Source organism: Psychrobacter namhaensis, from assembly GCF_016107545.1.
Taxonomy (GTDB): Bacteria; Pseudomonadota; Gammaproteobacteria; order Pseudomonadales; family Moraxellaceae; genus Psychrobacter; species Psychrobacter namhaensis.
The window spans coordinates 85,398-109,378 of the sequence record NZ_JABASS010000005.1 but is presented as its reverse complement, the minus strand read 5'-3'; the positions used below and the strand labels follow the sequence as shown (position 1 = coordinate 109,378).

General features: G+C 45.2%; 20 protein-coding genes. 13 read left to right on the top strand and 7 right to left on the bottom strand.

Features of this window, described 5'->3' with window-relative positions; all coding sequences use genetic code 11:
- Positions 1-192 precede the first annotated feature (192 nt).
- Both JFC06_RS06020 and JFC06_RS06015 read left to right on the top strand, forming a co-directional pair.
- Positions 193-768: a TerD family protein gene (locus JFC06_RS06020; RefSeq protein WP_193005134.1), complete on the top strand. Its 576-nt coding sequence runs from the start codon at positions 193-195 to the stop codon at positions 766-768.
- Positions 769-995: 227 nt separating this feature from the next.
- Positions 996-2,060 carry a DUF475 domain-containing protein gene (locus tag JFC06_RS06015; protein ID WP_193005135.1) on the top strand — a complete coding sequence of 355 codons (1,065 nt, stop codon included), beginning with the start codon at positions 996-998 and terminating at the stop codon, positions 2,058-2,060.
- A gap of 447 nt (positions 2,061-2,507) precedes the next feature.
- Here JFC06_RS06015 and JFC06_RS06010 read toward each other — a convergent pair whose 3' ends face one another.
- Entirely contained in the window at positions 2,508-3,167 is a 660-nt protein-coding gene (locus tag JFC06_RS06010; RefSeq protein ID WP_198334337.1) for a 7-cyano-7-deazaguanine/7-aminomethyl-7-deazaguanine transporter, read from the bottom strand.
- A 327-nt stretch (positions 3,168-3,494) separates the two neighbouring features.
- Here JFC06_RS06010 and JFC06_RS06005 point away from each other — a divergent pair, with 327 nt between their 5' ends.
- The 3 genes from JFC06_RS06005 (at position 3,495) to JFC06_RS05995 (ending at position 5,723) form a co-directional block, all read left to right on the top strand.
- A complete protein-coding gene (locus JFC06_RS06005) occupies positions 3,495-4,070 on the top strand; it encodes a TerD family protein (RefSeq protein ID WP_193005137.1) in 576 nt (191 codons plus the stop codon).
- A 229-nt stretch (positions 4,071-4,299) separates the two neighbouring features.
- A complete protein-coding gene (locus JFC06_RS06000; protein ID WP_193005138.1) occupies positions 4,300-5,052 on the top strand; it encodes a TIGR00266 family protein in 753 nt (250 codons plus the stop codon).
- Between the two features lie 62 nt (positions 5,053-5,114).
- Positions 5,115-5,723, top strand: coding sequence for a TerD family protein (locus JFC06_RS05995; RefSeq protein WP_198334336.1), 609 nt, complete (start codon positions 5,115-5,117; stop codon positions 5,721-5,723).
- A gap of 110 nt (positions 5,724-5,833) precedes the next feature.
- Here JFC06_RS05995 and JFC06_RS05990 read toward each other — a convergent pair whose 3' ends face one another.
- Positions 5,834-7,126 carry a TerD family protein gene (locus JFC06_RS05990; protein WP_198334335.1) on the bottom strand — a complete coding sequence of 431 codons (1,293 nt, stop codon included), beginning with the start codon at positions 7,124-7,126 and terminating at the stop codon, positions 5,834-5,836.
- A gap of 336 nt (positions 7,127-7,462) precedes the next feature.
- Here JFC06_RS05990 and JFC06_RS05985 point away from each other — a divergent pair, with 336 nt between their 5' ends.
- The 5 genes from JFC06_RS05985 to JFC06_RS05965 all read left to right on the top strand — a co-directional run bounded on the left by JFC06_RS05985 (position 7,463) and on the right by JFC06_RS05965 (position 13,400).
- Entirely contained in the window at positions 7,463-8,605 is a 1,143-nt protein-coding gene (locus JFC06_RS05985; protein ID WP_198334334.1) for an ATP-grasp domain-containing protein, read from the top strand.
- Positions 8,606-8,763: 158 nt separating this feature from the next.
- Positions 8,764-10,080, top strand: coding sequence for a phosphoribosyltransferase domain-containing protein (locus tag JFC06_RS05980; RefSeq protein ID WP_198334333.1), 1,317 nt, complete (start codon positions 8,764-8,766; stop codon positions 10,078-10,080).
- A gap of 42 nt (positions 10,081-10,122) precedes the next feature.
- Complete coding sequence (locus tag JFC06_RS05975; protein WP_198334332.1) at positions 10,123-10,965, top strand: HAD hydrolase family protein; 843 nt, start codon at positions 10,123-10,125, stop codon at positions 10,963-10,965.
- A 58-nt stretch (positions 10,966-11,023) separates the two neighbouring features.
- Positions 11,024-12,223 carry a cysteine protease StiP domain-containing protein gene (locus JFC06_RS05970; RefSeq protein WP_198334331.1) on the top strand — a complete coding sequence of 400 codons (1,200 nt, stop codon included), beginning with the start codon at positions 11,024-11,026 and terminating at the stop codon, positions 12,221-12,223.
- 100 nt (positions 12,224-12,323) lie between these two features.
- Positions 12,324-13,400: an HpcH/HpaI aldolase/citrate lyase family protein gene (locus JFC06_RS05965; protein WP_227670151.1), complete on the top strand. Its 1,077-nt coding sequence runs from the start codon at positions 12,324-12,326 to the stop codon at positions 13,398-13,400.
- Positions 13,401-13,521: 121 nt separating this feature from the next.
- On the opposite strand, the gene JFC06_RS05960 is transcribed toward JFC06_RS05965, so the two are convergent.
- Positions 13,522-14,334, bottom strand: coding sequence for an alpha/beta fold hydrolase (locus tag JFC06_RS05960; RefSeq protein WP_198334330.1), 813 nt, complete (start codon positions 14,332-14,334; stop codon positions 13,522-13,524).
- A gap of 288 nt (positions 14,335-14,622) precedes the next feature.
- Here JFC06_RS05960 and JFC06_RS05955 point away from each other — a divergent pair, with 288 nt between their 5' ends.
- Positions 14,623-15,420, top strand: coding sequence for an enoyl-CoA hydratase/isomerase family protein (locus tag JFC06_RS05955; protein WP_198334329.1), 798 nt, complete (start codon positions 14,623-14,625; stop codon positions 15,418-15,420).
- 121 nt (positions 15,421-15,541) lie between these two features.
- On the opposite strand, the gene acnB is transcribed toward JFC06_RS05955, so the two are convergent.
- Positions 15,542-18,145, bottom strand: a complete 2,604-nt coding sequence (acnB, locus tag JFC06_RS05950; protein WP_198334328.1) for a bifunctional aconitate hydratase 2/2-methylisocitrate dehydratase — start codon at positions 18,143-18,145, stop codon at positions 15,542-15,544.
- A gap of 389 nt (positions 18,146-18,534) precedes the next feature.
- Between acnB and JFC06_RS05945 the strand changes: the two genes are divergently transcribed.
- Both JFC06_RS05945 and lipA read left to right on the top strand, forming a co-directional pair.
- On the top strand, positions 18,535-18,930 hold the full coding sequence (locus JFC06_RS05945) for a carboxymuconolactone decarboxylase family protein (RefSeq protein ID WP_198334327.1): 396 nt from the start codon (positions 18,535-18,537) through the stop codon (positions 18,928-18,930).
- A gap of 148 nt (positions 18,931-19,078) precedes the next feature.
- Positions 19,079-20,122 (top strand): lipoyl synthase, encoded by a 1,044-nt coding sequence (gene lipA, locus JFC06_RS05940; RefSeq protein ID WP_198334326.1) that lies wholly within the window; start codon positions 19,079-19,081, stop codon positions 20,120-20,122.
- A 100-nt stretch (positions 20,123-20,222) separates the two neighbouring features.
- Here the strand turns inward: lipA and JFC06_RS05935 are convergent, their stop codons facing one another.
- From JFC06_RS05935 to JFC06_RS05925, 3 genes are read right to left on the bottom strand one after another with little or no spacing between them, the layout of a single operon-like run.
- Positions 20,223-22,280: a TRAP transporter permease gene (locus JFC06_RS05935; protein WP_198334325.1), complete on the bottom strand. Its 2,058-nt coding sequence runs from the start codon at positions 22,278-22,280 to the stop codon at positions 20,223-20,225.
- A complete protein-coding gene (locus tag JFC06_RS05930) occupies positions 22,255-22,797 on the bottom strand; it encodes a DUF1850 domain-containing protein (protein WP_198334324.1) in 543 nt (180 codons plus the stop codon). The genes JFC06_RS05935 and JFC06_RS05930 overlap by 26 nt, the downstream gene beginning before the upstream one ends.
- Positions 22,775-23,797: a TAXI family TRAP transporter solute-binding subunit gene (locus tag JFC06_RS05925; RefSeq protein WP_193006230.1), complete on the bottom strand. Its 1,023-nt coding sequence runs from the start codon at positions 23,795-23,797 to the stop codon at positions 22,775-22,777. The genes JFC06_RS05930 and JFC06_RS05925 overlap by 23 nt, the downstream gene beginning before the upstream one ends.
- Positions 23,798-23,981 lie beyond the last annotated feature (184 nt).

Below are 23,981 nucleotides of genomic sequence, written 5' to 3'. Positions count from 1 at the left end.
TACCAATGACCGCTGCCTTGGCGTCTTCACCTTAGCGTGAATACTCAACTTATATGAAACATAACAGTGACCTAATCAGCTTTGATTGGGTCACTTTTTGTTGTTATGATAGCTCATTGCTTTTGTTCTCATTATTTTTATGTCGAATATTTTATAAAACAACTCACTGACGCTAACAACAAGGACAACACCATGGCTTTATCATTGAATAAAGGCGGTAACTTATCGCTAACGAAAACCGACCCAAATTTAACCAAGCTGCTGATCGGTCTTGGCTGGGATGAACGCGCGACCTCTGGTGCTGAATTTGATCTTGATGCGAGTGTTTTTTTATTAAACACGGCTGGCAAAGTGCGTGGCGATCACGACTTTATCTTCTATAACCAGCTAAAATCTGATAATGGCGCGGTTGAGCACACTGGAGACAACCGTACTGGTGAAGGGGATGGCGATGATGAGCTCATCAAAGTAAACCTTACCCAAGTACCTGCTGATGTCGATAAAATTGTTGTCACCGTGACCATCCATGAGGCTGCTGCTCGTAATCAAAACTTTGGTCAAGTAGCCAACGCTTTTATTCGCGTCGTGAACGAAGATACGGGTACGGAAGTTGTGCGTTTTGACTTGGCAGAAGACTATTCTGTTGAAACCGCAATGGTGTTCGGCGAAGTGTATCGCCATAACGGAGAGTGGAAATTCCGTGCTGTTGGTCAAGGCTATTCAGGCGGCTTACAAGCCATGTGTCAGCAGTATGGTGTTGACATCTAGATCACTTAACTACTGATGTCTAAGCGACTATTGGCACAGTTAACTTGTCCAAATTTTACGACATTTATAGTTGCAAAATAGCCACAATTATTGGTAGCCAAATGACCAATAATGCGCTATGTTTCATTTGAATTTATGTATAAAAAGTGGTTAGCAATAGCCGCTTTTTTGTGGTGTGTGTCTATACTAGACCGACCTTAGCTTTACGCAACCAGACAGGATGTGTCATGAGACATTTTTATTTAGACTTTATCTTCACGGCCATTGCCTTAGCGGTAGCGGCATGGTGGGGATATTCACATGGCGGTATTGGCGGCATGTTAGCCACCTTATCTATTACCGCTATTTTGGCCGTCATGGAGATTTCATTATCGTTTGATAATGCGGTGGTCAATGCTTCAGTCCTTAAAGGCTGGGACGAATTTTGGAAAAAAATATTTTTAACTGTTGGTATTTTGATCGCTGTATTCGGTATGCGCTTGGTATTCCCCATTGTCATCGTCGCCGTCACGGCAGATCTTGGCATGATGCAGGTTATCGATTTGGCATTGAACAATCCTGAAGAGTATTCAGCAAGATTAATGGCGCACCATGCGGAAATTTCAGCCTTTGGTGGTATTTTCTTACTACTTGTCTTCTTAAACTTTGTGTTCGATGACAAAGACGTGCATTGGTTTGAGTGGCTAGAGAGCCGTTTAGCCAAGCTGGGCAAAGTGGATGCTATGAGCGTCTTCGTTGCGCTTATCGTCTTGATGATCTCAGTGTCTTGGGCAACCGCTGAACAAGCTTCTGCCGTGTTGATCGCGGGCGTTTGGGGTATCTTGGTTTATTTAGGTGTACAAGTAGTTTCTGGTATGCTTGAGGGCGATCTTGAAGAAGAATTGGATGCGCAGGGCAATAGTACTGGTGCGGCAACTAGCGCCATTATGAAAGGCGGTATTATTGGTTTCTTATACTTAGAAGTGCTTGACGCCTCTTTTAGTTTCGATGGTGTGATTGGGGCGTTTGCCATTACCAATGACGTTATCGTTATTATGCTGGGTCTCGCCATTGGTGCAATGTTCGTACGTTCTATGACTATCTTTTTGGTAGATAAAGGAACGCTTGATGAGTTTATCTATCTTGAGCATGGCGCGCATTATGCCATCGGTGCCTTGGCAATCATCATGCTCCTATCTGTGAAGTTCCACGTACCTGAGCTGATCACCGGTCTTATCGGTATTGCCTTTATTGGTTTAGCGTTATGGGCGTCACTTAGACACCGTAAGCAAGAAGCAAAGTCGATTACCTAGTGTTTAGATAATCTGAAGTACTGAAGTGACCACTTTTTTCCTTAAACTTAAAGCGTTATTCATAACAGGTCATATCAAGCAATTGGTATGACCTGTTTTTATATACATTTTTGAAGTCCATCGGTATCGGGATAAATATAGCGTTTGCACACTAAGTGTTTTTTATCGTATCTATTACTTCTGACAACTCTCTAGCACTTATTAAAAACGCTGCTTTAAGATGATTTTTTAAAACCGGGAACACAGTCCTTTCTGACGATACAAAACAGTATAGTTAACACACTTTAAAATAGGTACAGTGCTACGGGTATTAATTTCCCTTGCGTTCTGTGCCTACAGCCGACAGAGGCTGCGCGTAATCAATACCCGTAGCATGGGGCATAGTGTGTGCTATTTTTATTTAGGATTGACTATATTAGCCATTTACTTATATTCACCTTATTATCTTTACTTCCCTCCCAGCATTTTTTGCAACTTTGCCAATACCACACCATATAGCGGTAAAAAGATACACACGCCCATCACTATCTTAAACAAGTAGTCCATCGCGCCAATCTCAACCCAGTGCGACGCCATAAAAGGGTCTGGGCTTTTATAAAAAGCGATGGCAAAAAAGCAAAAGCTATCGACCAGATTACCAATAAACGTCGATGCTAAGGGCGCAATCCACCAGACGCTAAGACGGCGCAATCTATTGAACACTTGGATATCTAACAGCTGACCGACGACATAAGCACTAAAGCTTGCAAGCACAATGCGAAAGACAAACAGATTAAAATCTAACAGGTGCTCATGACCAATAAATTGACCATTTAAAAACACCACTGAAAAATAATAAGAAATCACCAGCGCAGGCAGCATCGCAAAAAAGATAATGCGTCTTGCTAAATGCTGACCAAAGACACGCACGGTCAAATCAGTAATCAAAAAGATAAAAGGAAAGGTGACGGCGCCCCATGTGGTGATAAAGCCAAACAGCTCCACAGGTATCTGCACCAAGTAGTTACTACTAGCGATGATAAAGATATGCAGGCTGACCAGCCAAAATAGAGCGCGGCTATAGCGAATGGGTTCAATGGGGGTTGTCAAAACAGTACTAATAGTCATAAAGTGGCCTTTTTTTACATCAGGGTAGAGGGAACCTGAGCGCGCTATTATAAATCATATTCAGATAAATAACTAAACTACGTCTGTTATATCAATAACATCAATATCACTTTGTTATAAACAGAAAGATAGATGTCATATAGTCACACAAAATACGACTTGCTTACTAAGCAAACGCTTAGTATAGTAAAACGTAACGATAGACAGGGCACGGCGTACGGGTATATTCATTTAAACACTGAGGTTCATACGCTACTTACTGACCTATTTTTAGTTCGTTTTTCTTATAATCCAATCCACTCAATTATTAATCCAAAGGATATTTCTATGGCTATTAGCTTAACAAAAGGCGGCAACGTAAACTTATCAAAAGAAGCGCCAGGTTTAACCAATATTACAGTCGGTCTTGGCTGGGATCCACGTGCCACTGATGGCCAAGAATTTGATTTGGATGCGATTGGTTTTTTGGTCAATGAAGCTGGTAAAGTTCGTAATGACCAAGACTTCATTTTCTTTAACAACTTAAAATCAGACAACGGTGCCGTTGAACATACTGGTGATAACCGTACTGGCGAAGGTGATGGCGATGACGAAAAAATCAAAATCAACCTTGCTAACATCCCAGCTGATGTCAGTAAAGTAGCGATCTGCGCCATCATTTATGAAGGTCAAGGCCGTAACCAAAACTTTGGTCAAGTTGGTGACGCTTACATCCGCGTTATAAACGACACTGGTAACGCTGAAATCGCTCGTTATGACTTGTCAGAAGATGGCAGTACCGAAACTGCGATGATTTTTGGCGAATTATATCGTCACAGTGGTGACTGGAAGTTCCGCGCGGTCGGTCAAGGCTTCAGTGGCGGTCTTGGTCCATTAGCGGCCTCTTATGGCGTCAACGTTTAACGCTAAGATCACCCTTTATCGTTTCATAAATTAGTGAGTGCAATCAGACGTCTGATTGCACTGTAGATAAGCCATCAAGTGCGCCTTACTGAAGCGTTTGATGGCTTTCAATGTAATTGGTTCACGCAAATTTCAGCAAGCAGAGAAAAAACGTTAAAAGAATCCATTATTTAACACCCTATCTATCAAGCACCCATATTACACACATTAGAATAAGGACTGGCTACTCATGACCGCAACGTTTAGCTTAATCGGTACCATTGAACCTTTTTTGCACTGCAATCTACAAAAAGGCGATTCAATCTATTGTGAAGCCAATGCGATGGTCATGATGGAGTCTAATCTTGAGCTAAAAGGTAAGCTGCAAGGTGGCCTTATGCAGTCATTGATGCGCCGCTTTGCTAACGACGAGTCATTGTTTCAGCAGCAGATCGAAGCTGTGCATGGTGAAGGCGACTGTTTGCTTGCGCCGACACTGGACGGCGACATGCAAATCATCGATGTCGGAAAACAGCAATATACGTTGAGTGATGGCGCCTTTGTTGCCGCCCAGACAGGCGTCGATATCAGAGCCAATATTCAGCGTAACTTAGGCGGAGCCGTGTTTGGGGATACGGGCGGCTTTATGGTCATGCAGACACAAGGTCAAGGTCAAGTAGTCGTGTCAGGTTTTGGCTCGCTGTTTGAGATTGAGGTGACCCCTGATAAAGATGTGATTATCGACAATGGTCATGTGGTATGTTGGGACTCAAACCTCGATTATAAGCTGTCCGTATCGACCAGTAAGAAAAAAGGCATCATGAGCAATATTATCAATTCGGTCACCAGTGGCGAAGGGATGGTACTGAACTTCTCAGGTACAGGTAAGGTCATTATTTGTTCGCGCAATCGTGACAGTTATCAAGGCTGGCTACAAAGTATCTTAGGCACTAGCTCAGGCGGACGCGGCGGCGGTGGTGGTTTTTTAGATAATATTTTATAACTGTATTTCGTAACCGTAGATTTACTCAGCTCTCAATTCACAATTATTATAAGGAGTATCACATGGCAGTTAGTTTACAAAAGGGACAAAAAATCTCCCTAAACAAAGAAGCTGGCGGCGAGCTTACCCAAGTAAAACTGGGTCTAGGCTGGGATGTTGCACAAGGCCCACAAGACAAAAAAGGGGGATTCTTAGGCAAGTTATTTGGTGGTGGTAGCGGCGGCGATTCTATCGACTTGGATGCTTCTTGCATCATGTTCGATAGTAACAAACAAGCCATCGATGCCATTTGGTTCAGTCAGCTCAAATCAAAAGACGGCAGCATCGTTCATACAGGTGACAACCGCACTGGTGCCGGTGATGGTGATGATGAAGTCATCAACGTTGACCTCTCAAAAGTACCTGCTAACGTTATATCGCTCGTATTTACTGTTAATAGCTTTACTGGTCAGACATTTGAAACGGTAGAAAATGCATTCTGTCGTATTATTAACGCCAATAATAACGCTGAGGTCGCACGCTATAACTTGTCAGCGCAAGGCGGGCACACGGCGATGATTATGGCAAAAGTGTATCGCCACAATAATGAATGGAAAATGCACGCAATTGGTGAGACGGCTTCTGGTCGTACCTTCCATGACTTAATGCCGGCTATCACACCGCACGCTTAAGCCGCTTGTCTGAAGACAGCTCGTAGAGCTATCATTTATAGATCTATAAACAATCAGCCCGTCTAGTAATAGACGGGCTGATTGTTTATATGAAAAAACACTATTAAAAGCTATTTACGTCCACGCTTCCAGCTAAACCCCCAATTAAAGGCTTTATCCATCTCTTGATGTCCCTGAAAGTACTGATTGATACGCTCAACATTAATACTGCCTTGCTGATTGACCAAACGCGCAATGGCACACATCGGCAAATTGCCTGTCCCTTCTGTTAGACGCGTTTCAATCGGTGGCTGCTCTGGCACATGAATGGTCACTACCCCATCTGTTTGCGCCCAATTTGGCGCACCATCATAAATAAAAGCAAAGATAAAGACTTCCTCAATCTGCGACCACTGCTGACCGTTGATATCGAGCCACTCACCGCCGCTTATCTGCCCCGTTCTGTCATCAGCGCGCAAGCAAACATAAGGGGCGGATTGCAAACTGCCAAAACGATTGCCTAGCGCTTGAATGAGCGTCTTTTCACCGTTTTTCAGATGAATCATCGCGCCGACATCAAGATCGATACCCCCTGCTTTATGCGACTTAAACAAATCGCCTAATAGCCCTTTTTTAGGCGCTTGCTTATCCGTCTCTGGCCGCTGGTTCCAGTTTAGGTTGACAGAGATTTTACCAAAATCATCGCGCTTTTTAAGATTGATGCTAGATTGATTTTTGGTTAAAGTGATTTTACTTAAATTGATTGAGGGACTGGCTGGGATCGGCGGTGGCGTGTTAGATGGAGAGGCACTACCCGCTTTTTGGGTATTGATTGGACGCTGTGTGTTGATAGGTTGAGACTGATTCTGTGATTGGCTCTGTGATTGGTTTTGAGCTTGAGGCTGAGCTGGCGCTTCGTCGGCAATGTCAACACCGAAGTGCTCAGACAACGGTTTTAGCCCGCCCTCAAAACCTTGAGCAATAAAACGAAACTTCCAGCCGCCCTGCCGACGATAACACTCAGCTAAGATAATCGCTTTTTCGTTACGCCCAGTAGCGATTAATTGACAAGTCATCAGCACTTGGCTGCCCTGTAACACCTGAATATCTACATCACCGACTTGCGCTAGCGTTTGTGCACTAGAAAAAGCGAGTGCTATCTTTTCAATACTCGTAGGCTGCGCTGGTAAGTTAATATCAAAAAATCCATCGCTATCATGGCCTCGAAAGCTAACACTACCGTCATCGCTACGGGTTTGCCCATAAAAAATCATGTCGCCATCACCACGTACCTTACCGTCAGTAGTCAGGCGATAAGCAGCGCAATCAACGGCGCTTTGGCTTAAAATACGAATGCTAATACTATCCGTCGGTAGTGGCGCATTGGCCCCTGCGATTAATTTTTGAGGTTCGGTTTGGCTCATGATATGTCCTTTCAGTGGTTTATTATATTGCTGTGTTTATGCTGCCCGTTATCATCACATAGTAGCACGGATGCGTTTTTGTTTTAATCTACCTATCCATTCAACGAGCTGTTAAAAACCGTCAAGAAATCGCCGTATAAATACTTAAGGCTATTTTGTTAGGAGTGTTTATAACGCGTAGCATTTGTATATAATAGTCCCTGCTATCAGCAGTATTAAGGCTTGGTTTTTCCACTTTGCTAAGCCAAATTGGGGTCTTACTTATATTGCTAATGGTTTTGCGATGACGACACTGAGTTATCCAACGATATCTAAAACTGATGACAAGAGAGCACTATGGATAACCCTGCTAACGATAGCAATCATATAACGTCAACAGCCGCTTGGTTGGCTGAAGGTCAGTCAAGCCAGCGCGATATGTTGGCCAGCCTACAAACGTTAAAAGCCTACTCTGATACCCCGTTTACCATTATCGCCTCACACCGTCATGATAGACCTGAGATTTTTGAGTTCGCTGATCGCACTTATCGTGAGCCACATAAAGCGGCTATAGACGACGATACACTGCCGACCAGTGAGTCTGCTGTACCTCGCTGGCAGTTCGTATTGGAGCAAGCCCAGCAGAGCAAGGTTAAGGTGTTGCTGACTGGTCGCAATGGTATTGATTATGAAGCGCACCGCGAAACATTTGCCGCAGCAGGTATTCGTCTATTGACGGGCGCAACCAGCGTATCGGCACTGGAGTCGATCGATGACAAGTTTGCCTTTATGCAACACTGTCACCAGCACGGCATCCCCGTCGCTGATGCTTGGCGCTTTGATAATATGGTAGAGCTTGAGGCTTTACTTGCCGAACACGGTCATCAGCCGTTATGTGTCAAACCCGTCACTGGTATTTTCGCACAAGGGTTTTGGCGACTTGATTCAGATAAAGAGGCGGCTGAGCAATATGACAGCTTTGAGCACTTATACTTCACCGAAGAGAAAAAAATCAATACGGCTCAGTTTAAAAATGCCTATGCAAACAGTCTGATGGTGCATGAACGCCCTATCCCTATGCTACTCATGCCTTATTTATCTGGACAAGAGTACTCTATCGATGTGGTCTGCGAATATGGTGACGTTTTAGCCGCGATCACACGCTATAAAACCGGGAAAATTCAGCATATCAGCTACGAGCAATCCGTCATGGATGTCGTCATTCCATTGATTAAAGCCTTTGGCTGTGATGGCATCGTGAGTGTACAAACCAAAGCCGATGATGATGGTCAACATCGTGTGCTGGAGATTAATAGCCGTCCTTCCGGCGGCATTGGTTATACGATTCACAGCGGTGTGGATTTAACACAAGTCGGTTTTTCTTATTGGTTAGGACTGACCGATAAACCGAAGCTGGTTGATATCAGGCAGCAAATAACGCCCTGCCAAGTACGCTCAATTATGACGAGTGTCAAAATTGAAGAAAATAACCCCTATTAAGCAAATGACTTAAAGAACGTTATCAGAGTACGCTCTCACCAAAACGCTCACTTTGACCACGCCGCCATTAAATAAAAAAGCGGCGCTGGGCTATGGTTGGTGGATTATCAACCTTAAAAACTGATAACAATATAAAATTAAAAGCGCAAGGAGTACGAATGTCAGCTAAGCAACAGAGTACAACCATTACCTTACCTCGCGGCACCCTTGATTTGACCTATCAGACCAACGAAGCAACGGCTAAAAATGACTCGGATAAAAAAGACAGCTATCAACTAGAAGACTTGCTTGGGTTTGCTCAGCGTATTAACCCGAAGCGGGCGTTTTTATTCGTCTCAAAAGTCTTAGGTCGTCATATTCCAGTCGCACCTCGCGCGATGCGTCATGCTTTCACCAATTTGGCAAATCTAGTTCCTAATGATTTACCTGAGCCCATTTTAGTCATTGGTATGGCAGAGACGGCTGTTGGCTTATCCGCTGGTGTCCATCAAGCACTACAAACGCGCTATCCCAACGCTTTATTATTGAACTCTACGCGTCATGCCCAACATGACGACCGTAGCACCGATACGTTACTGACCACATTTAACGAAGACCACAGTCATGCCAGCCAGCACTTGATTTATCAAAGTACAGATACCCATACTCAAGAGCAATTACTCGCTAGCAAAACCCTAATTATGGTGGACGACGAAGCGTCGACCGGCAATACTTGCGTGAATGTCGTCACTGCGCTACGTAACGCTGGACTCACGCAGTTAGAGCAAGTACACCTAACCACTTTGGTTGATTGGTCATTAGATCAAAAAAGCACTGACACAATGCCAGACACAACGACGGACACAACGCTGGAGGGCGCGTTGCCTGAGCGCATGGCTGCTCGCTTAGCGGGTGTTGACTTTCATCGTCATCACCTATTGTCTGGCGCTTGGCAATGGACGGATGCCCCTAACCCTGAACCCATTACGATGCCAGCGGTTGATACGACCGAGGCTGGTAGTCAGGCGTTAGGTGATACAGGCAATTGGGGACGTTTTCCAACGCTAAATAGTACAGATGGTTTTGCTGAGTATCTTTTGAGGTTTCAAACCGCGTTTACAAAATTTAGTCATCAAGAACGCTTTGATGCCGCTCAGTTACCAAAGAGAGTCCTGATACTGGGAAGTAATGAGTTCGTTTGGTTACCTTTTTTATTAGCAGAATGGCTTGAGACACAAGCTCAACAGCAAGACTCTGCAACCACCCCTATGGTGAAATTTAGCGCATTGACCCGCTCGCCGATTGCCCTTGGCGGCGCGATTACGACAATGTTAAGCTTTAGCGATAATTACGGTCTTGGCATGACCAATTTTGCTTACAATGTTGAACCAAATGAATGGGATTTGATTGTACTGTGTGTGGAGACAGCAGCAGATAGTGTCGACGATATGTGGAAACGCTTGAATAACGTATTGGTGGTGGGTCCTTCCATGTAACACCCGCTCTGATTTTCCACCCTATTATCTATGGACACTTTTATGACCACCCCATTTTTCGAATCCAATCCAAACATCACCAAACCTTACGCGCTTATGGACTTGGACGACACCCTATTCCAAACCCAGCGTAAAATTGACGCGTGGAAATTACCAACGGCTGAATCTGAAAACTTGGTTTGCGCCACTGTTAATAAAAAAGGTGAGCCATTAAGCTTCATGAGTCAGCGTCAAGCCACTTTCTTTAATTGGCTACTTGCTAGTACTGACTTAATCGTCGTCACCGCCCGTGACCGTAGTGAAATCAAACGTGTTAAGCTGCCCTTTGCCAGTTGGCAAGTATTGACCCACGGCGCGGTTATTTTAACGTCTAACGGGCAAATGCTAAACGAGTGGCAGCAGCATATGTATGACGTCCTTGCTCCGATCCAAGGCAAGTTAGCCGAGCTTACTGAGTTGATTGGTAAGCACTCTAAAAATGCCAGTGATCCTTTTAATGACTTGGTACTGACACCGCACGTTGACAGCTTTAATGACGGCTCTGATAGCGGCGCTAACCATGACCCTCTGACCATTTATTTGGCGATTAAACATGCGCAAAAAAACCATCAAATACTGGCAGATTTGGCTCAGAAACTGCCAACGTTAATACCATATTTTGATGCGCACTTTTATGTGCATGTGAACGCAAATAATCTGGCGATATTGCCACATGCGGTTCATAAGCGTCATGCCGTACAGTTTTTATTAACCAACCATTTAGACAATCAACGTCCGAGCTTTGGTTTTGGGGACAGTCTAGCTGACCTACCGTTTTTGCAACTGCTTGACTGGTACGGTATGCCCAGTCGTGGTCAGTTGCATGAGCAGCGTCATGCTGAGTAGTTTGTTTAACATCAACCGCGCAACCTTACCGTTCTCCAATGAGTACTGATATCTTACTATGACTTTAAATAACACAAACACAAAAAGCGCCCCTCTAAAAAATTACGGCTCAGGCAGCTATCTTGCCAGCGATGTGACCGTCCTGCTCGATATTGTCAATAAAGATGCGGTTGCTAATGTGCCCGTCAGTCAAAAAGAGGCACTGATTCAAAGTGGACAACGTCACTATTCAGACATGTTGACCTTAGAGCAGGCACCAAGTGCGATGCATGAGCAGCTCTACATACAGGCACTAGAGCAAGGGGCGACGAGAACAGCCACTGATATCGCAAATTTAGCCTATACCCTACATCATGTTTTTCAGCGACACATAACTGATGAGCAACCGTTAGTTTTAATCAGCTTAGTGCGAGCAGGCTTGCCGATTGGCGTATTATTACAAAGAGCACTTGCCGACACAGCTAGTGGCTACTCTCTACCAAGTGTGCATTATGGGATTAGTATCATTCGTGACCGTGGTCTTGACCCAACAGCCTTACAAACATTGTTAGAAGACTATCCAGACAGTCCTATTGTCTTCGTCGATGGCTGGACAGGTAAAGGGGCCATTTATCAAGAATTGACCCATAGTTTAGAAGCATTTCGAGATCCTACTCATCCCAATTTTGCCAATATTTTTCATCAAGGTGTCGATGTGACTCCCCTATTAACCCTTGCTGATCCGGCGGGCGTCGCTTGGCTGGCCGCTAGCGAGGAGGACTGGTTGATTCCATCGGGTTTGTTAAATAGTACGGTGTCCGGATTGATTTCACGCAGCTTGTATACCGACCCAAAAATGGGGCTACATCGCAGTGTCTTTTATGATAACTTAGTTGAGTCAGATCATAGCTTAGCCTTTGTCGATCATATTGATGCAGCACGGCGAGAATTATCTAACACATGCCAATACTTGCCAATGTTTCCGCAACCGCGCTACCAAACCGCTGACTTAATAGATAAGCTGGCGTTAGAGTACAATATCAGCAATCGCAACCGTATTAAGCCGACCATTGCCGAGGCAACACGAGCCATATTACGCCGTGACCCTGAACGTATCTTACTGGCAACCGCCAATCACCCCGATACGGTGCTGCTAAGACATTTATGTACACAGCGAAACATCACTATGAGTGTGTTAGGTGATAAAATACTCCCTTATCAAGCCATTACTCTCATCAAACAACGTACCAAAAATAATGAATCGACAGTACGCTTATAGGGGTGTGTAAGTGACTTAATAGCACCACTGAGTCATGTCTCTTAGACCATACATCCTACCTTTTATAGCCACTCATTTATCACTATTTACGATGCCAATTATGTCAGACATGCTAACCCACGAATCAAACCTTTATAACCATACTCAGTCTTACGCTCATCTGATTACTGAGCGTCATGCGATGGTTAAGTTGCACACCCATCATCCTTATCAGCTTGGTGCCAGTCTATACATGCCGGCGACTCGCCAAGATATTTGGCAAGTCATTAAGCGTGATAAATTACCAGCGATTAATAGTATTATTATTTGTCTAGAAGATGCGGTCAGTCATAGTGACGTTGAGTTAGCACTTGAGCGCTTGCAAACGCTGCTCCATACGTGGGCGGCGCACGTGGATAGCATCAGCAATCCAGCAAGACAAGCTGGTCTGCAATCAAAGCCGCAAGCCCAGCACCCGACCCGTCCATTAGTGTTTATACGTCCACGCAATCCGATGATGCTACAGCAGCTGGCGGACTACGCCCATATCGATCTGATCGACGGCTTCGTCATGCCAAAAGTCGATATGTTCAGCTTATCCAATTGGCGAATGGCGTGCCAAAACCTGAGTGCGGATCAATTGTTAATGCCCACACTTGAGACCGCCGCATTATTTAACCCGCATCACAACCAAGAGCTTGCCATTGGCTTTAAAGAAGCCTTTAGTCAGCCAATCTTTGCTCTGCGGATTGGTGGCAACGACTTGTTTGCCACCCTGCGCCTGCGACGTCCTAAGAACAGCATCGTCTATGACACCCCGATTGGTACGCTTGCCTACCAACTGCTTGGCTGCTTTGTCCCGCATGGTTTTTATTTGACTGCGCCAGTCTTTGAATATTTGGACCAGCCCACGCTGTTTATGCAAGAGTTGACCCGTGATGTCAGCTTGGGGTTGGTCGGAAAAACTGTCATTCACCCAAGCCAAATCGCGTTGGTACAGCAAGCTTATTGTGTACCACTTAGCACCTTGGATGAAGCGCAAGCGATACTCCATAGCGAGGCCAAGGCGGTGTTTAAATACAACAATACCATGCTAGAGCCCGCCACGCACCGCGCTTGGGCAACGGAAGTGGTGAACCGAGCCGAGGTGTTTGGCACTATTGATGACGGCAATAGCGAGTACAGCTCACGACTGTAGTAATCAAACAGTTACTAATAATATGTATAAAAAATGGCGCAAAAAAGCCGCTATCACTCTTTGATAGCGGCTTTTTTATTCAGCATTGGGTGCTAAAAGCTAAAGAGTATTACTAAGTACTTTACACACAATTTTCTAAAAACTGACCGATCACTCGATTTACCTGATCCGGCTCTTCTACCGTCGATGTATGACCCGCGCCTTTGATAACCGCAAGCTTTGAGCCTGCAATTGCAAAGTGCATACGCTCAGACTTCGAATAAGGCGTGGCAGCATCTTCATCCCCAACGATAATGAGTGTCGGCGTCGTGATGTCACCAAGCTGCTCATAGGTGCCTGTCCGTTCAATGACGCCCATCGTCGCCTTAATCACGCCGCCTTTGCGATTACCCTGTAGCATCGCTAGCCACTGTTTACGATCAGATTTACGCAACTTGTCTGCCAAAAAAGTACTACCAAACATAATAGGCATGACCTTGTTACTCACGCGCTTGATACCTAACCAGCGAATGGCTTTTACCAGCTTACGATACTGCGGTACGTTTTTGGGATCTTCAGGGTCAGCAGAGGTTTCTAAAAGGATAAGCGATTGCAGCAGCTCAGGCCGCTTAAGCGCGATACGCTGGGCGACAAAGCCGCCCATTGATAACCCAACAAAGTGACATTTATCAATATCAAGCGCCGCAAGTAACCCAAGCGCATCCTCCGTTAGTGTGTCCATATCATAGCCGGACTTGGTGATCTGCGACTGGCCTTGACCCCGAAAGTCAAAAGCGATACAGCGATAGTCTTTTTGAAAATGCTCGACTTGTTTGTCATACATCCGCGAGTTCCATAAAAGACCGTGAGCGAACACCATCACTGGCTTTTGCGCGTCATTTGGCGCACTGTCCTCAAAATAAATATCCGCGTTATTAATCTTGATAGTCGGCATAACCACTTCCTTGTTTGAGAGAGTAAAGATGTCAACATTTTAGCATAATCCAATAACGCTTTTGGTAATAGCCTTTTTTATGCCTCTGCTACCTGTATGCCCTCAGACATTAGACTTTTAGTGTCATTTATCGCACTAAACCAGCGTTTTGATGTGTCTTAAGCGCCCACAAAACCTGCTTTTATAATCGTAGCAAGCTGCTATAGTAATCAGCACTGCGTTACTTGTTACCGTTAATCTTTACATCACAACTTCAACAAATCATTATTTAAAATAAGGAAATATCAGATGTCACACCCTCTCGTTGAGTACAAAAGCGAAAACCACATTGCCACCATCACGTTAAATGATCCAAAAAGCCTAAATGCTTTTAGCACCCCCCTAAAAGCTGGCGTGTTAAAAGCGCTCAATGAAGCCGAGGCCGATGACCACGTTCGCGTTATTATTTTGCAAGGTGCTGGCGGCAACTTTTCAAGCGGTGGTGACATTAAAGAGATGCTGTCTGAGGGTCTAGACAAGGACGTCATTTCAAATAAACTAAAAGGCATGGTAGAAGGTGCTGGAGAAGTCAGCTTAAAACTGCGTAATATTCATAAGCCCATTATTGCTAAACTCGAAGGCGCAGTCGCTGGGGCTGGTATGAATCTTGCGCTCACTTGTGATTTTCGTATCGCCGCTGACAATTCAAAATTCGTCCAAGCTTTTATCAATATTGGACTGATTCCAGATGCTGGTGGTATCTATCTGCTGAATCAATTGATCGGCGTGGCAAAAACTACTGAGCTTGTGATGCTAGGTGATAAACTCAAAGCGGAAGACATGGCACGCTTAAACTTGGTGAATGAAGTCGTGAGTGCAGAGGACTTAGATACGAGCGTACATGCACTGGCAACGCGTTTAAGCAATCTGCCTGGCAGAGCCCTAGCGTCGATGAAGCACATGATTAATACCCATGCTTATATGGGCCTGAATGAAGCCCTAGATATGGAAGTCGATCAACAAGCCATGCTGGCAAAAACCGATGACTTTAAAGAAGGAGTTACGGCGTTTATAGAGAAACGTAAGCCAGTTTATCAGGGGAAGTGATTTAACCACTAAAGACTACACCTCACTTCAAACTACTTATCAAAAAACCCCGCATCATCACGATACGGGGTTTCTATTTAAATAAGAACGGTAAAACTTAAAAACGTTTTCAGACTAGATATTAGGTCAACTGAGCCACGTTGATCTTGTCTGCTTCTTCAGTATAGTCTTCCATACGGTCGAAGTTCATGTATTGATACACTTCATCGCCCATGCTATTTAGCATGCCAGCATACTGCTGATATTCGTCGTTCGTTGGCAGTTTACCAAGTACGGCTGCGACTGCGGCAAGCTCTGCAGAAGCTAGGTATACGTTAGCACCTTGACCCAAACGGTTCGGGAAGTTACGGGTTGAGGTCGATACCGCAGTAGATTTCGGTGCGATACGTGCTTGATTACCCATACATAGTGAACAACCTGGCATTTCAGTACGAGCGCCGGCTTGTGCATAGATGTTGTAGTAACCTTCTTCCATCAACTGGCGTGCATCCATCTTAGTCGGCGGTGCAATCCATAGACGAGTCTTGAGGCTGCCTGCTGGTACGTCTTGTAGCAATTTACCAGCGGCACGGAAATGACCGATGTTGGTCATACATGAACCAATGAACACTTCATCAATGGTATCGCCAGCCACGTCAGCTAGGGTTTTTGCGTCATCTGGATCGTTCGGGCAGCAAAGGATAGGCTCTTTGATCTCACTCATATCGATAGTGATGTCGATTGCATATTCAGCATCATCATCAGCACGCATGAGGCTTGGGTTAGCAAGCCACTCTTGCATGGCTTCGATACGGCGGCTGATGGTACGTGCATCGCCATAACCTTCTGAGATCATCCACTTAAGCAGCGTGATGTTTGAGTTTAAGTACTCAGTTACTGACTCTTCAGACAAGGTAATGGTACAACCAGCAGCACTACGCTCAGCTGAGGCATCAGACAGCTCAAACGCTTGCTCAGCCGTTAAGTCTTCTAGACCTTCGATCTCAAGAATACGGCCGTTAAACTCGTTGATTTTACCTTTCTTATCAACCGTTAAGTAACCTTCTTTGATCGCTTGATAAGGAATCGCATGTACTAGGTCACGTAGGGTAATACCCGCTTGACGCTCACCAACAAAACGAACACGGACAGATTCAGGCATATCAAGTGGCATCACTCCAGTCGCAGCAGCAAATGCAACCAAGCCAGAACCCGCTGGGAACGAGATACCCATTGGGAAACGAGTATGCGAGTCACCACCAGTACCAACGGTATCTGGAAGTAGCATACGGTTCAACCATGAGTGAATGATGCCGTCACCTGGACGTAAGCTTACGCCGCCACGGTTCATGATAAAGTCAGGTAGTGTGTGCTGAGTCTCAACGTCAACTGGCTTTGGATAAGCGGCAGTATGACAGAACGACTGCATGACTAGGTCTGCTTGGAAGCCCAAACATGCCAAGTCTTTTAGCTCGTCACGCGTCATTGGACCTGTTGTATCCTGAGAGCCGACTGTTGTCATTTTAGGCTCACAGTACATACCAGGACGTACGCCTTCTAGGCCACACGCTTTACCAACCATTTTTTGGGCTAGGGTGAAGCCTTTGCCCGTATCAGCTGGCTCTTCTGGCTTAGCAAAAACGTCTGAATGACCTAGACCCATGTACTCACGCGCACGATTGGTCAAACCACGACCAACGATCAATGGAATACGGCCACCAGCACGTACTTCATCAAGTAATGTTGGCGAGTTTAGTGTAAACGTTGACAATACTTCGTCAGAGTCATGCTTAGTGATTTTGCCTTCGTATGGATAGATGTCAAACACATCACCCATGTTTAGGTTATCAACCGCGACTTTTTCGATTGGCAACGCGCCAGAATCTTCCATCGTGTTAAAGAAGATAGGCGCAATGTTGTTACCCAGTACCAGACCGCCGCCACGTTTGTTTGGCACGTTAGGGATGTCTTCACCCATGAGCCACAATACTGAGTTGGTTGCAGACTTACGGCTAGAACCCGTACCAACAACATCACCAACATACGCCAATGGATGGCCTTTTTCTTTAAGTGCTTCGATCTGCTTCATTGGGCCGACAACGCCCTCTTCGTCAGCAGTGATGCCGTCGCGAGAGTTTTTGTGCATGGCTAGTGAATGCAATGGGATATCAGGACGGCTCCACGCATCTTGCGCAGGTGACAAGTCATCCGTGTTGGTCTCGCCTGTCACTTTAAACGTCGTATAAGTGGTCTTTTTCGGTACTTCAGCACGGTTTAAGAACCATTCCGCGTCAGCCCAAGACTGAATCACTTCTTTGGCAATGTCGTTACCGGCTTCGGCTTTTTCCGTCACGTCATTGAACGCGTCAAATACCAGTAAAGTCTTTTTCAACGCTTCAGCAGCGTCTTGTGCGACTTCGCTGTCGTCTAGTGCAGCAACCAATGGCTGAACGTTGTAACCACCTTGCATGGTACCTAGGATTTCAACCGCTTTTTTCTTGCTGATAAGTGGTGATGAGGCCTCACCCTTTAAGATAGCCGCTAAGAATGCCGCTTTAACGTATGCTGCTTGGTCAACACCAGCAGGAATACGGTTTTCTAGCAGATTCATTAAGAACGCGTCTTCGCCTGCTGGTGGGTTCTTTATCAGTTCAACCAATTCTGCTACTTGTTTTTCGTTCAGTGGTAGCGGTACAGTTCCTAGCTCAGCACGTTCTTCGACATGTTTACGATAAGCTTCTAACACAATAGTCGTCCTCGTCAGTTGGGATTTAGCACATTACGTGGGTAGTCAGCATGACAGCCTGCGTCTATATACTATATGGAATAATTATCTGTGCAATCATAGCTTAAAACGCTCTAAATGTTAATGGTTGAACCTTGAAAAGGCGCATAATAGGGCCATATTGGACATTTATTATAAAAATAGTGCCATCAATAATGTGATTGAGTATGCTTTGGTGACCAATACGCCGCGTTGCCCGTTACACTAGGTAAAGCGTGGTTTGTGGTTAAACAAACACCGTATGACTGCTATACTCTTTTTTAAGATATCGTTTTGATAAAGTGGCTTAGCAAAATCATAGCAATATTGTAGTAACATCGATTTTATAAGCAAATATTAGGGACAATGATATGGACAATAACACCAATTATGACAATGGTTTACAAGTTCGCACTGAAGTCATGGGAGAGCAGCATGTCAAACGCTCACTTGATGCCGCAACTGGCTTTACCCAGCCGTTACAAGACTGGATCATTGAACATGCTTGGGGCAGCACGTGGCAAGATGACTCGGTATTGCCGCGCAAATATCGCTCCTTAATCACCATCGCTTTTTTGGTGGCACAAAAAAGCCCAAATGAGCTAAAAGGCCATATTCGCGGTGCCATCAATAATGGGGCTAGCGTCGCTGAGATTCGAGAAGTATTAATGCACAGCTTGCCGTACTGCGGCGCACCTGCCACCCAAGAAGCGTTTCGCGCAGCCATAGATGTACTGAATGAGTTAGATATTGACATAGATATTTAAAACTATGGTCGTCAGTTTAATCGTAGTAGTCTTAACACGATTGATTAAAAATTGACGCCTAAATTTCTGCTATAATACCTCCACTCATAACACATTCTGATAATTCCATAAACCCTTATACCATAAAGGGTTAAGAGATAATTCTATTATGACAACTGCCGTACAAACACATGTACCTGCCGCTAAGGTCAAACCCAAAAAAGCCATCCAAGGCGAAAAGCTACGTGGCTACGATAAAGTTGCGCGTATCCCAATTAAAGTGATTCCGACCGTTGAAGCGAAGAAAAAGCCAGATTGGATTCGGGTAAAAATGTCGTCACCTGCTGAGGTTGCCCGTATCAAAGCCACGTTGCGTGAGCAAAAGCTCTACACCGTCTGTGAAGAAGCGGCCTGCCCTAACCTGCCGCAGTGCTTCGCTGATGGTACAGCCACCTTTATGATTATGGGTGATATCTGTACCCGTCGCTGCCCGTTTTGTGATGTCGGACATGGCCGCCCCAATGCACTAGATGCCGATGAGCCGCGTCATACGGCTGAGACCATTCAAGGCCTACAGCTCAAGTATGCCGTGATTACTTCTGTCGATCGTGATGATCTCAAAGATGGCGGTGCAGCCCATTTCGTAGAAGTACTGAACGAGTCAAGAGCATTGAGTCCAAACTGCTTGATTGAAATACTCGTGCCAGATTTCCGTGGTCGTATGGACATCGCGCTAGACTTATTGACCGAAACCGCGCCAGATGTCTTTAACCATAACATCGAAACGGTGCCACGTTTGTACAAAGCCTTCCGTCCGGGTTCTGACTATCAGCATTCACTCGATTTGCTCAAGATTTATAAAGCGCGTCGTCCGGATATCGCCACCAAGTGCGGCTTTATGGTGGGTCTGGGTGAGACTGAAGAAGAGATTTATGCCCTACTCGATGATCTAAAAGCACATGACGTTGACATGATTACCATTGGTCAGTATTTACAACCTAGTAAGAACCACGCACCAGTTGATCGTTACGTGCATCCTGATGAGTTCCAGCGGTATATGGATTACGGCAAAAAGATTGGCTTCTTTAGCATTTGGGCGGGCCCAATGGTACGCTCAAGCTACTTCGCTGATCGCCAGTACTACGGTGAAGACTGCCCAGCGCCTATTCGTAGCAAAAAGGCACTAGAAGCCGAAGGTAAACTTGGCTGTTAATGAATAGCTTGACCGTAAAACATTGCTGACAAACGTAAAAAGGGTGAATAACAGCTCATTGTTATTCACCCTTTTTTTTGACTTGATCAACATCTAAAAATCAAACACTCACCGTCGGTGTTGCTGCCTTACTCGTCTTTATATTAAACAACGCAACAGCAACGACGATGACACCACCTGCGATACCCGTGGTAATCTCCGGATAAATCAGTAACAGCGCGCCAATCGTTAAAATAACGCGAGTTACTGTGTTCATACTTCCTTTAAAGTACCCTTCAAGCGCTGAGCTGAGCGCAATCACGCCAGTAATCGAAGTCACCACCACTGTGATAATATCGATAATAGGCGGCAGTGGGAAATCTTTGGCCGTTACTGCCAGATCCGTTGGATCTATCATCAGCATCGTTGGGTTATAGATAAACATAAACGGCACGATAAATCCTGCTAGGGCGAGCTTGAGTGATAAAAACCCTGTCTTCATCGGATCACCGCCAGAGATACCCGCGCCAGCAAACGCTGCCAAACACACAGGCGGGGTAATATTGGCAAAAATACCAAAGTAAAAGACGAACATGTGCGCTGATAAAATCGGGATATCAAAGCCTGCCAGTGCGGGTGCTGCCATGGTTGCAGTAATAATATAAGCCGGAATCGATGGCAGCCCCATGCCCAAGACCATAGACGCTAACATGGTTAAGATCAACGTGAAGAACAGCGACCCTGCCCCAAGCGTCACAATAGATGACGTCATCACTGTACCAAAGCTGGTCAAACTCACCACCCCAATGATAATACCAACGACCGCACAAGCAGCCATTACCGCAAGCGATTGGCGAGCGCCGTCTTCTAAAGCGCCTAAGATGTCAGAAAAGCTCATACGAGTTTCGGCACGCAGCATACTAATCACCACGGTAAAACCAATGGTATAAGCGGCCGCATAACCCACGGGCACATTTCTAATTAACAAGAAAATCAAAAAGACGATTGGCAGTAACATATGCCCACGCGCTTTTAACACCTCTTTTACCGCAGGCAAGTTTTCTTTAGCAATGCCTTTTAAATCACGACGTCCAGCGCGAAAATGCACCTGTGCAATCACGCCCAGATAGTACAATATGGCTGGCAGTAGGGCCGCAAGCGCAATCGTGCTATAGGGCAAGCCTGTCGTCTCAGCCATAATGAACGCACTAGCACCCATGATTGGTGGCAATATTTGTCCACCAACAGACGCACTTGCCTCAACGGCACCCGCAAAGTCTTTGTGATAACCAACTTTTTTCATCAAAGGAATGGTAAAGGCACCCGTACTCACCACGTTTGACAAGGCTGAGCCATTAATACTGCCCATAAAGCCGCTAGAAATAACAGCTACTTTTGCTGGGCCACCTTTTTTATGACCCGCGATGGCTAGGGCTAAATCATTAAACAGCTGCCCCATGCCTGAGCGCGCTAAGAACGCACCAAAGAGTATGAACAAAAAGATAAAGGTCACCGATGCGCCAATCGCGACAGAGTACAGCCCTTCCGTTTTTAGAAACAATTGACCAAAAATATCGCCCATATCATAAGGACGAGTCAACAGTCTATCCGGCATAAATTCTAAATGACTGACAAACGGATAAGCCAAAAATATCCCTGCCAATATCGGCAAAATCCAACCGGTGATACGGCGACTGCCTTCTAACACGCAAATCACGGTAATCAGCGAAAATATCACATCAGTCGAATTTGCCATGCCCCCACGTGAGGTGACAATATCTTGGTATTCATAAATCAAGTAAGCCATGCCAGACAAGGACAACGCAAACCAAATCCAGTCATACCATGCCACCCGCTTGCGACTGCTTTTTTTACTGGCTGGAAAAATCAAAAAAATCAGCGCAAAACCAACGCCCACGTGTACCGAGCGCTGTAGCAGTGCGGGCATTGGGTTAAAGGTGATATATAAGTGAAAAAGTGAATAGAGTATACAAATACCAGCGATAAAGTATTTTACGGGTCCTTGAGTGATGTGCCGCGTGATCGACTCTCGATCATACTTTTCTAATATGGCTTTATTATGGGCTTGCACCTCAAGTTCAGCGTCAACATTAGTTTCAGAGTCGGTGTTGGAGTGTATGGGTAAATCATTGTTATGATCCGTCACTTGGGAGTTCATGACACAAGTCCTTTTTAAATCTATCAATTAAACCATACGATTGAGGCATGATCACGACTTCAGAATAGTCTGGCACCCACTCATGAATCAAAACACGGTGGTTGCCATAGTCAATCTCACCTTTGGTCAGTCGCGATACGACCCAATTAAGGCGTGGCAATTTTTCGTTGATTTGATAACCCAGATAGCCAGGTTTTTGTATGGGCGCAAGCATTTCGGTAGAAGGTGTCCCGGCACCAAAAGCTTCAAAATAAGTGGTGGTCAGCAGCAGACCATCGCTCTGACGTTGGTACTGCTCCTCCCACCACTGTTTTTCTACAGAATGAATCCAGCGCAGTTGAAAATCAGGCTCAGTAAAATAACAAACTTTGTCATTCTCTCCCTCAGTGCCTGCCACTCGCACTTCAGTCACAGGCTGACCTGCCAAGCCCATCCACAGTATAAGAAAAACCAACGCCGCAATGAATGCTGCGCCAGTTAACCACCTTAACTGTTTACTTGCCGGCTTGTTCATCATAGTACTTTTTCGCGCCAGGATGGATAGGAGCAACCATGCCGTCACGAGCGGTTTCTAAGCTGATGTCATTGGCCGCTTGGTGAGCCGTTTTTAGCCCTTCTAAATTATCAAACAACGCTTTGGTCAGCTTATAGCCATCATCTTCAGACAAATCAGAGCTGACCAACAACGCATTCATGATGGCAGCGGTTGGAATCGCGGTTTCATTACCATAAGTGCCCGCAGGAATCTCAAAAGTTTTAAAGTACGGTTTGGTCGCGATGATCTCTTTTAGCTTGTCTTGGTCAATGGTGATCAGCTGTAAGTCTAAGCCTTGCTCTAGCTCCATGAGCGACGAGTTTGGCAGACCACTACTAAAGAAGGCCGCCTCAATTTTCCCTGCTTTCATGCCATCAGCAGCTTCAGAAAACCCTAAATAGTCAACCGTGACATCATCATAAGTAATACCAAATCCTTCTAACAAGGTTCGTGCATTCACTTCTGTGCCAGAGCCTTGATCGCCTACCGCAATGCGCTTGCCTCTCAAGTCTTCAATATTTTTGATGCCAGAATCTTTAGTTGTAACGATCTGCACCACATTAGGGTAAAGAACAGCCAGCTGTTGGATATTGTTGATCGGCTGATCAAAGTTGTTTTTGCCTTCGACCGCGTCTGTGACCACATCACTCAGCGCCAATACCATGTCGACTTTACCTTGGGTCAGTAGATTGACGTTTTCTACCGAAGCGCCTGTGGTTTGCGTCTTTGAGTTCACCCCAAAGGTTTTGACGTAGACTTCTGATAACGACGTACCGATGATATTGTAAGGGCCAGATGCCCCGCCTGTAGCGATGGTGAGAAACTTAGTATCCAGCTGATCAGTGGCGGCAGCGTCCGTGGCCGAGCTATCTGTCGCCGCACTGTCACTGCTTTCTGAACTTGGAGATGAGCATGCAGTAAGTCCTAACGTAGCACTTAGCATCGCTGATAAAAGTAGGGAAGATTTTAAAGAATTGAGCATTGAATTCATCCTTGAAGTAGTCGATTTAGTCCTGCCAGCCGCCTTAATATGTCACTATTAATACGTTACAGACGAGTAATAATATAGCAATTTTTATCGTAAACAAACCGTAGTCTATTTTGTTTTACTCTTATCCCTCATATTCAGGAAGATTTGAGCCAAAAAACCAATTATTTACTCATCA

Excerpts from the sequence above, each read along its gene's own strand:
- JFC06_RS06020 (WP_193005134.1), top strand. The coding sequence starts at position 193 with ATGGCTTTATCATTGAATAAAGGCGGTAACTTATCGCTAACGAAAACC.
- JFC06_RS06015 (WP_193005135.1), top strand. The coding sequence starts at position 996 with ATGAGACATTTTTATTTAGACTTTATCTTCACGGCCATTGCCTTAGCG.
- JFC06_RS06010 (WP_198334337.1), bottom strand. The coding sequence starts at position 3,167 with ATGACTATTAGTACTGTTTTGACAACCCCCATTGAACCCATTCGCTAT.
- JFC06_RS06005 (WP_193005137.1), top strand. The coding sequence starts at position 3,495 with ATGGCTATTAGCTTAACAAAAGGCGGCAACGTAAACTTATCAAAAGAA.
- JFC06_RS06000 (WP_193005138.1), top strand. The coding sequence starts at position 4,300 with ATGACCGCAACGTTTAGCTTAATCGGTACCATTGAACCTTTTTTGCAC.
- JFC06_RS05995 (WP_198334336.1), top strand. The coding sequence starts at position 5,115 with ATGGCAGTTAGTTTACAAAAGGGACAAAAAATCTCCCTAAACAAAGAA.
- JFC06_RS05990 (WP_198334335.1), bottom strand. The coding sequence starts at position 7,126 with ATGAGCCAAACCGAACCTCAAAAATTAATCGCAGGGGCCAATGCGCCA.
- JFC06_RS05985 (WP_198334334.1), top strand. The coding sequence starts at position 7,463 with ATGGATAACCCTGCTAACGATAGCAATCATATAACGTCAACAGCCGCT.
- JFC06_RS05980 (WP_198334333.1), top strand. The coding sequence starts at position 8,764 with ATGTCAGCTAAGCAACAGAGTACAACCATTACCTTACCTCGCGGCACC.
- JFC06_RS05975 (WP_198334332.1), top strand. The coding sequence starts at position 10,123 with ATGACCACCCCATTTTTCGAATCCAATCCAAACATCACCAAACCTTAC.
- JFC06_RS05970 (WP_198334331.1), top strand. The coding sequence starts at position 11,024 with ATGACTTTAAATAACACAAACACAAAAAGCGCCCCTCTAAAAAATTAC.
- JFC06_RS05965 (WP_227670151.1), top strand. The coding sequence starts at position 12,324 with ATGTCAGACATGCTAACCCACGAATCAAACCTTTATAACCATACTCAG.
- JFC06_RS05960 (WP_198334330.1), bottom strand. The coding sequence starts at position 14,334 with ATGCCGACTATCAAGATTAATAACGCGGATATTTATTTTGAGGACAGT.
- JFC06_RS05955 (WP_198334329.1), top strand. The coding sequence starts at position 14,623 with ATGTCACACCCTCTCGTTGAGTACAAAAGCGAAAACCACATTGCCACC.
- JFC06_RS05945 (WP_198334327.1), top strand. The coding sequence starts at position 18,535 with ATGGACAATAACACCAATTATGACAATGGTTTACAAGTTCGCACTGAA.
- lipA (WP_198334326.1), top strand. The coding sequence starts at position 19,079 with ATGACAACTGCCGTACAAACACATGTACCTGCCGCTAAGGTCAAACCC.
- JFC06_RS05935 (WP_198334325.1), bottom strand. The coding sequence starts at position 22,280 with ATGAACTCCCAAGTGACGGATCATAACAATGATTTACCCATACACTCC.
- JFC06_RS05930 (WP_198334324.1), bottom strand. The coding sequence starts at position 22,797 with ATGATGAACAAGCCGGCAAGTAAACAGTTAAGGTGGTTAACTGGCGCA.
- JFC06_RS05925 (WP_193006230.1), bottom strand. The coding sequence starts at position 23,797 with ATGCTCAATTCTTTAAAATCTTCCCTACTTTTATCAGCGATGCTAAGT.